Source organism: Altererythrobacter sp., assembly GCF_050299635.1.
Lineage (GTDB): Bacteria > Pseudomonadota > Alphaproteobacteria > Sphingomonadales > Sphingomonadaceae > Erythrobacter.
On the sequence record NZ_JBNKWF010000010.1, the window covers coordinates 98,376 to 104,651 of the forward strand.

The following is a 6,276-nucleotide window of genomic DNA, read 5'->3' on the forward strand; positions in this document are numbered from 1 at the left end:
CCCCGCTATCAATCAGGTTTCTTGGCGACGCCGACCATGGCTGGACGCAGCAACCGGTCCTTTATCATCCAGCCGCTTTGCATTTCCTGCACCACCGTGCCCGGCTCATGCTCATCCGACGGAATTTCCATCATTGCCTGATGCTGGTTGGGATCGAGCGGCAGGCCGACCGCGGCAATGCGCGTAATGCCGTGCTGGCCGAATACCTTTTCCACTTCGCGCTGGGTCGCTTCGATGCCTTCGATAAAGCGCTTGGCCTTGTCGCCTTCGCGTAGCTCCTCCGGCACATGCTCGAGCGCGCGCGAAAGATTGTCCGCCACGCTCAGGATATCGCGGGCAAAGCCGGTTGCGGCATAGGCGCGCGCATCCTGCATGTCCTTCTCCAGCCGGCGGCGCACATTCTGTGTTTCCGCCTTGGCATAGAGCACTTCCTGCTTGGCCGCTTCGAGATCGTCGCGCAGCCGGTCCAGCGCGGTGTCGAGGCTGCTGGTGTCGTCCTCCGCGATCTCTTCATCGCTCCTTTCGAGGAATTCCTCGGGCACGCCGTCCAGTTCCTTTTCCACCGCTTCGTCCTGCGGCTTTTCATTCTCAATCATGTCGTAGTTTTCCAAAGCTATCCGATGAGCTTGCCCAATGAACGGGCGGTCAAATCCACCATGGGGACGACCCGCGCGTAATTCAACCGCGTCGGGCCGATTACGCCCAGCACGCCGACCACTCTTCCCTCGCGGTCGCGATAGGGCGAAGCGATGACGGAGGAGCCGGAGAGCGCAAACAGCCGGTTCTCGCTGCCGATGAAGATTCGCGTCGCTTCCGCTTCGCGCGCGCTTTCGAGCAATTCGGCAACCGATTGCTTGTTCTCGAGATCGTCGAGCAGCGAGCGGACGCGCTCGATATCGCCCAGCGCCGCATCGTCGAGCAGGTTTGCCTGCCCGCGCACGATCAGCACCGGGCGTCTGGCTGCATCCTCGCTCCACACCGCCAGCCCGCGCTGGACCAGGTCGGCGCTTGCCGAATCGAGCTGCGATTTCCCGGCAGCGATCTCGGCCTGCATCGCCTTGGCGGCCTCGGCGAGCGTGCGGCCCGCCAGCCGCGCAGTGATATAATTGCTCGCCTGTTCGAGCACGCTGGGCGAAATTGCCCCGCCCAGCTCGACCACGCGATTCTCCACTGCGCCGTCTTCGCCCACCAGCACGGCGAGTGCCCTGCCCTGCCCCAGATTGACCAGGCTGAACTGGGCGAGGCGATGCTCGCGCGTGGGCACCATCACCATGCCCGCAGCACCCGATATGTCGGACAGGATAGCGCTAGTCGCTTCCAGCGCCGCTTCGATCGGGCCGGGTTCCGACAGGCGCTGTTCGATCTGGGCGCGTTCCTGAGCGGTCGGCTCTGCCACGCGCATCATCCCGTCGACGAAGATACGCAGGCCCGACTCGGTCGGCATCCGGCCCGCGCTGGTGTGGGGCGCGGCCAGCAGCCCGAGCTGTTCGAGGTCCGCCAGCACCGACCGGATCGAGGCAGGCGAGAGATTGATCCCGCTGTCCTGCGCCAGCGACTTGGAGCCGACCGGCTGCCCGCTATCGAGATAGCCCTCCACCACGAGGCGGAAAATCTCCCTCGCGCGGTCGGTCAGTTCGGATATGGGCGGTGTGGGCATAATCTCCACGTAGGAAAATTTTTCGGATATTCCAATTTCAGTTCGTGCTGAGCTTGTCGAAGCACCGCTTTATCTTCTAGCGCGGCCCAACGAACGAAATTCGGCCCTTCGACAGGCTCAGCGCGAGCGGACAAAGGGTAAACCTGGAGTTTTTTATGCGACCTTCCGGCCGCGCGCCCGACGAGATGCGCGCAATCACCATCGAAACCGGCTTCACCAAACATGCGGAGGGGAGCTGCCTCATCAGCTTTGGCGAAACGCGCGTGCTGTGCACCGCCAGCGTCGAAGAACGCATTCCGCCGTGGTTGCGTGGCAAGGGCGAAGGCTGGGTAACGGGCGAATACTCGATGCTCCCGCGGGCCACGCACACGCGCGGTAGCCGCGAGGCGGCCAAGGGCAAGCAGTCGGGCCGCACGCAGGAAATCCAGCGGCTGATCGGGCGGAGCCTGCGTGCCGTTGTCGATATGAAGAAGCTCGGCGAACGGCAGATCACGCTCGATTGCGACGTGCTCCAGGCCGATGGCGGGACGCGCACAGCCTCTATCTCTGGCGCCTGGGTGGCGCTGAGGCTGGCGGTCAATGAGCTGATGAAATCGGGCGCGATCAAGGACGATCCGATCGAAGCCAAGGTGGCGGCCATTTCCTGCGGCATCTACAACGGGCAGCCAGTGCTCGACCTCGACTATGCCGAAGACAGCAATGCCGATGCAGACGCCAATTTCGTCCTGATCGAAGGCGGCCGGATCGCCGAAGCGCAGGCCACGGCGGAAGGCGCGACCTATGACGAGGAAGGCCTGCTGCGATTGCTGCGCCTGGCCCAGATCGGCTGCGCGCAAATCTTCAAGACACAGGATGAGGCCGTAGCAGGATGACACGCCGCCTCGGTTCCGGATCGCTCGTCATCGCGACGCATAATGCGGGCAAGCTGAAAGAGATTTCGGCGCTGCTGGAACCTTACGGCATCAAGTGCCTCTCGGCCGGGTCGCTCGGGCTTCCCGAACCGGCCGAGACGGGCAAGACCTTCGTCGAGAATGCGCTGATCAAGGCGCGCGCGGCGGCGGAGGCTTCGGGCATGGTGGCGCTCGCGGATGACAGCGGGCTTTCGGTCGATGCTCTGGACGGCCGCCCGGGCGTCTACACCGCCGATTGGGCCGAACGCCAATGGTTCGAAGGCGAGCCGGGGCGCGACTGGTATATGGCGATGGGCAAGGTCGAGGGAATGCTACAGCAGATCGGCCCCGATACCGATCGCAGCGCCGCCTTCCATTGCGTGCTGGCGCTATCCTGGCCTGACGGAGAATATGCCGTTTACGAAGGGCTGTGCCCCGGATCGCTCACCTGGCCGCCGCGCGGCACGCTGGGCTTCGGCTACGATCCGGTCTTTGTACCGCAAGGCCGTGAGCAGACCTTTGCCGAAATCGACCCTGTCGAAAAACACCGCATCAGCCACCGCTCCGATGCCTTCGCAAAGCTGGTTGCCGATCAGTTCGGAAGCTGAAACACCGGCCTAGCGTGCAGCCAGACGGCGGATTTCCTGCCCGTAGGTATTGCCCGCCGGCCAATAGCGGCAGACGAGAAAATCGTCGCGCGCATTGCGAGCAACAGCGCATCCCACTTCGCGCGTACCCTGCCATACGACCTGCGTGAAATGGCCAACGTCGCGCCAGTTGCCAGTGCGCGAGATATGCGGAAAAGTTCCAGGCTTGAAGTCGCGCTTCTCCGCCGCGAAAGCCCCCACCATGAAGCTGGCGGAATAGGCGCCCGCCCGCCCCATCCACAGGTTCTCGCCCGCGTTGTTGCGCTCCATTTGCGGGGCGTGGCGCATCCGCCCCTCGCGCGCGAGCACATTGGCCCAGCCTTGCGCCTCGCGCGCCAGTTTCTGACTCCAGGCAAGCCGCGGCACGCCAAAATTGTCGCGCTCATTATTGTGAGCATCGAGCAGTTCGATGGCGAAGCGATTATGCGGCTGGTCGGTCCGGGCATCCCCACGCGAAGGGGCAATCGGCAGAGTGGCGATTACCCCTAGCGCAGCGAGACAAAGATAAGTGCGACCCGAAGTCATGGCCCGGAGTTTTGGTTTGCAGACATAACATTGCTTCAAAATGCGTGGTTAACCACCCCGCAAGCAGAGATTTGGGACGGGACGGGCATCTCTCGTGCCGAAACGCCCGATTGTGCACCGCAATCCACAGCGTCGCTTCGTTCATTGGCAAAAGTGCCGCCGCCGAATAGGTAGAACGCCGTGGCACGCGCACTCTACATCCACTGGCCCTTCTGCCTCAGAAAGTGCCCCTATTGCGATTTCAATTCGCATGTCCGGGGCGAAGTGGACCATGCTCGCTGGCAGTCCGCGCTGATCGCGGACATGCGGCACGAGGCTGAAATTGCCGGGGGCGAGACGCTGGAAAGCGTCTTTTTCGGTGGAGGAACGCCCTCGCTGATGCCCCCTGCGCTGGTGGGAGCTCTACTGCAAGAAGCCGAGCGGCTGTGGGGATTCGCGCCCAATATCGAGATCACGCTTGAGGCCAATCCCTCTTCCGTCGAAGCAGGAAATTTCGCGGCTTTGGCAGATGTGGGAGTGAACCGGGTTTCTCTGGGACTTCAATCGCTTGAAGATGATATCTTGCAGTTCCTGGGAAGGCTGCATTCGGTGGATGAAGGGCTTGCCGCGCTCGAAATTGCGCAGTCCGTATTCAGCCGCGTCAGCTTCGACCTGATCTATGCCCGCCCCGGCCAGACGCCCGAAGCCTGGGAGAGCGAACTCACGCGCGCGCTGAGTTTCGGCACCGGGCATCTCTCGCTCTACCAGCTCACGATCGAGCCCAGCACCCGCTTCGCCACCGACGTGCGACAAGGGCGCTTTACCCCTCTGGACGACGATCCGGCAGGCGATCTTTACACGCTAACTCAGCAGCTTACATCCGCCGCCGGCCTGCCCGCCTATGAAACCAGCAACCACGCTCGCCCCGGCGAGGAGAGCCGCCACAACCTGACCTATTGGCGCTATGGCGATTATTGCGGGATTGGCCCCGGCGCGCATGGCCGCCGCAGCAATGTCGCGACAGAACGGCACAAGAAGCCAGAGAACTACCTCAACAGCACTGAAAGCTCGGGCAATGGCATCCAGTCAGCGCGAGACCTCACGTCGCAAGAGCAAGCCGCCGAAGCCCTGCTGATGGGCCTGCGGCTGGTCGAGGGAATCGATCTGGCAACGCTCGAACAGCGATTTGGAATTGCGCGCGACCAATTGCTCGATCCGAGCAAGCTGGCACTCTATCGCGATCTTGGCCTCGTTTGGCAGCGCGGCGGCCAAATCGGGGTGACGCCCGCCGGGATGCCACTGCTCGATGCACTGCTGGGCGAGCTTGTCGCCGACACTCTGGTGGAAGCATGAGCGAACGCGCCGACCTGCTCGAAGCCTGGCGCGACCATCTTTCGCAATCGCGCCGCCGCAGCCCACATACCGTACGTGCCTACACCGCCGCCGCCGCGCGCCTGCTCGATGAACACCCTGACGCCGGCTGGCCCGCCCTCGCCCGGCTCGACAGCCGCGAATTGCGCGCCCAGCTTGCCCGCCGCCGCGCCGAGGGATTGAACAATGCCAGCGCCGCGCGCGAGCTTTCCGCGCTCAAGGGCTTTATAGCTTTCGCCCGGACCATGGCGGGAGAAGAGGATGCCTCTGCCCCACGCCTACGCGGCCCGCGCCTCAAGAAACCGCTCCCCCGCCCGATCACACCCGACGATGTGCAGGGCCTGGCAGACGAGGTGGCGGATGCCGCAAGCGCCGCCTGGATTGGCGCGCGCGACCGCGCGGTGCTGCTGCTGCTCTATGGTTCAGGCCTGCGCATTGCCGAAGCGCTTTCGATCAAGGGAGCGGATTTACCACTGGGCGAAACGCTGGTCGTGACCGGCAAGGGCAACAAGCAGCGCGTCGTCCCCGTCCTGCCGGTGGTGCGCGAAGCGGTGGCGGATTACGCCGCGCGGTGCCCTTGGCCGATCAGGCCCGACGAGCCGATCTTTCGCGGAGCCAAGGGCGGCGTGCTCAATCCCGGCATGGTGCAACAGGCGGTGGCAAGCGCGCGCAAGGCGCTGGGCCTGCCCGACAGCGCAACCCCGCATGCTCTGCGCCATTCCTTCGCGACGCATCTGCTGGGAGCGGGCGCGGACCTGCGCAGCTTGCAGGAACTGCTCGGCCATGCCTCGCTCGGCTCGACCCAGATCTATACCAAGGTCGATGCCGCCACGATGCTGGAGAATTATCGCAGCGCGCATCCCAGGGCGAAGAAAGGGTAATTTCCGCTATTGGGTGGCTAGCGGAATTCGGTTACCGAAAGAACTGGAGCACTTCGTCACCGTCCCGTTGCTGCTGGGGTGGCCCCTTCGCTGTGAACTTTACTTCAATAGGTTTAGAATGAGGCAAATGAGCCTGCAGGAATAAGCGGCCATCTCTGATGCTCACATCCGAGAAGTCTGCCCTGTATTGTCCCAAATAGTGGCCGCGCTCCATGAATATGATGCGCTGCCCACCATGGATAGCGCATTCAGGACAGACCGGTTTGAGTTTGTAGCGGTTTGCGTAGATACTGAATGTTCGTCCGAATGCTCGCACTTGACCGACA

At 63.2% G+C, this 6,276-nt stretch carries 8 protein-coding genes; 4 read left to right on the forward strand and 4 right to left on the reverse strand.

Annotated elements, in window-relative coordinates; all coding sequences use genetic code 11:
- Positions 1-8: 8 nt before the first annotated feature.
- On the reverse strand, positions 9-596 hold the full coding sequence (locus tag ACQY6C_RS07500) for a nucleotide exchange factor GrpE (protein ID WP_427966961.1): 588 nt from the start codon (positions 594-596) through the stop codon (positions 9-11).
- A 17-nt stretch (positions 597-613) separates the two neighbouring features.
- The gene (hrcA, locus tag ACQY6C_RS07505) at positions 614-1,657 is read right to left on the reverse strand and encodes a heat-inducible transcriptional repressor HrcA (protein ID WP_427966964.1); all 1,044 of its coding nucleotides are present in this window, start codon (positions 1,655-1,657) and stop codon (positions 614-616) included.
- Positions 1,658-1,812: 155 nt separating this feature from the next.
- Here hrcA and rph point away from each other — a divergent pair, with 155 nt between their 5' ends.
- A complete protein-coding gene (gene rph / locus ACQY6C_RS07510) occupies positions 1,813-2,529 on the forward strand; it encodes a ribonuclease PH (RefSeq protein WP_427966967.1) in 717 nt (238 codons plus the stop codon).
- Positions 2,526-3,155, forward strand: a complete 630-nt coding sequence (rdgB, locus tag ACQY6C_RS07515; RefSeq protein WP_427966970.1) for an RdgB/HAM1 family non-canonical purine NTP pyrophosphatase — start codon at positions 2,526-2,528, stop codon at positions 3,153-3,155. Before rph ends, rdgB begins: the two co-directional genes overlap by 4 nt.
- A gap of 9 nt (positions 3,156-3,164) precedes the next feature.
- Here the strand turns inward: rdgB and ACQY6C_RS07520 are convergent, their stop codons facing one another.
- On the reverse strand, positions 3,165-3,719 hold the full coding sequence (locus ACQY6C_RS07520) for a CAP family protein (protein WP_427966973.1): 555 nt from the start codon (positions 3,717-3,719) through the stop codon (positions 3,165-3,167).
- Between the two features lie 180 nt (positions 3,720-3,899).
- Between ACQY6C_RS07520 and hemW the strand changes: the two genes are divergently transcribed.
- Together hemW and ACQY6C_RS07530 are read left to right on the forward strand one after the other, a co-directional pair.
- Positions 3,900-5,051, forward strand: coding sequence for a radical SAM family heme chaperone HemW (gene hemW, locus ACQY6C_RS07525; protein WP_427966976.1), 1,152 nt, complete (start codon positions 3,900-3,902; stop codon positions 5,049-5,051).
- The gene (locus ACQY6C_RS07530) at positions 5,048-5,950 is read left to right on the forward strand and encodes a tyrosine recombinase XerC (RefSeq protein ID WP_427966979.1); all 903 of its coding nucleotides are present in this window, start codon (positions 5,048-5,050) and stop codon (positions 5,948-5,950) included. Before hemW ends, ACQY6C_RS07530 begins: the two co-directional genes overlap by 4 nt.
- A 31-nt stretch (positions 5,951-5,981) precedes the next feature.
- On the opposite strand, the gene ACQY6C_RS07535 is transcribed toward ACQY6C_RS07530, so the two are convergent.
- A partial coding sequence (locus tag ACQY6C_RS07535; RefSeq protein ID WP_427966982.1) for a hypothetical protein occupies positions 5,982-6,276 on the reverse strand: 295 nt, incomplete at its 5' end.